We start from the raw sequence: 1,360 nt of genomic DNA, 5'->3' as shown, positions 1-1,360 counted from the left end.
GGGCGGCGGCGGGCCGGAGACCGCCGGTGGGCCGCTGACGGACGCTGCGCTGGAGACGGTCGGCGGGCTGCGCGTGGGCGGCGCGTTCGGGGCCCGGCCGACCATCGTGTTCCCGCGTGGCGGCCCCGCCGCGGGACCGCTCACGGACCAGCTCACCGGGGGCACCGGAGCCGCCCTGAAGGAGGGGGACCTGGCGATCGTCCAGTACACGGCGCACGTGTGGGACGGCCGCGGCAACCGGCTCGCCGACTCCACCTTCAACCGCGGCGCCCCGGCGGCCCTCCCGGTGGGGCGGCTGACACCCGTCCTGGACCGGGCCCTGACGGGGCGCAGGGTCGGCAGCAGGATCATCGCGGCCGTCCCACCCGGCCACGGCCCCGGAGCCCACCCGTCACACACCCCCCGTCCGGGGAACGGGCCCGCCACGGGCCCCTCGCGTGGCTCGCGGCGCGGTGACGGGCTGGTGTACGTGGTCGACATCCTCGGCGCGCATCCGGAGGGCGAGCCGGTGCCCGGGCGAGGCGGGGCGCTCGCGGGTGTGCGCGTCACCGGCGGCGCCCGCCCCGAGCTCTCCATCCCCAGGTCGGCCCCGCCCGCCCGGTTCGTGTCCGAGGTCCTGTCGGAGGGGGCAGGGCCCCGGACGCGGGTGGGCGGGCTCCTGGTCGCCCAGTACACGGGCGCGGTCTGGAAGCGAGGGCGCGTCTTCGACACCACCTGGAGCACCGGGCAGCCCAGGGCGTTCACGCTGGGCGACGGCGGCGTCATCAAGGGATGGGACCGGGCGCTCGCGGGCGTCCCCGTCGGCAGCCGCGTCCTGATGGTCGTCCCGCCCTCCCACGGTTACGGCCCGACCGGCCGCCGGGCGCTCGGCGTCCTCCCCGCAGACACCCTCGTCTTCGTGATCGACGTGATCGCGGCGTACTGACCGTACTGACCCGTGCTCACCGCCTGGGCAGCCCGCCTGAGGGCCTGGAGAGGCCGTGGCGGGTCCTAGACTCCGGTCGTGAGCGAAGACCACCTGGATGCCCTGGCCCTGCTGCACGACCCCGTACGGCGCAGCCTGTACGAGGCCGTGGCGGGCAGCGGCGGCGAGGTGGGCCGGGCGGAGGCGGCCGAGGCCGCGGGGGTCTCCAGGACCCTCGCCGGGCACCACCTCGACAAGCTGGTGGAGGCCGGGCTGCTGGAGAGCGGCTTCAGACGGCCCGAGCGGCGCGGGCCGGGCAGCGGCCGGCCGGCCAAGGTCTACCGCAGGGCCGAGGTGGAGCGGTCGGTCAGCCTGCCACCGCGTGACTACGGCGTGCTGGCCTCGGTGCTCGCCGCCGTGGTCGACGCGCTGGGCGCCGAGGAGCAGGCCGAGGCG

General features: G+C 77.2%; 2 protein-coding genes. Both read left to right on the top strand.

What is annotated here, in order from left to right; translation table 11 throughout:
- The coding region (locus DQW85_RS22915) for an FKBP-type peptidyl-prolyl cis-trans isomerase (RefSeq protein ID WP_113702194.1) at positions 1 to 925 on the top strand (925 nt) is incomplete at its 5' end.
- Positions 926 to 1,003: 78 nt separating this feature from the next.
- Positions 1,004 to 1,360: helix-turn-helix domain-containing protein (locus DQW85_RS22910; RefSeq protein WP_162795258.1), on the top strand; the 357-nt coding region annotated here is incomplete at its 3' end.

It is taken from the genome of Nonomuraea lactucae (assembly GCF_003313395.1).
GTDB lineage: Bacteria > Actinomycetota > Actinomycetes > Streptosporangiales > Streptosporangiaceae > Nonomuraea > Nonomuraea lactucae.
This window is presented reverse-complemented; position numbering and strand designations above follow the sequence as displayed.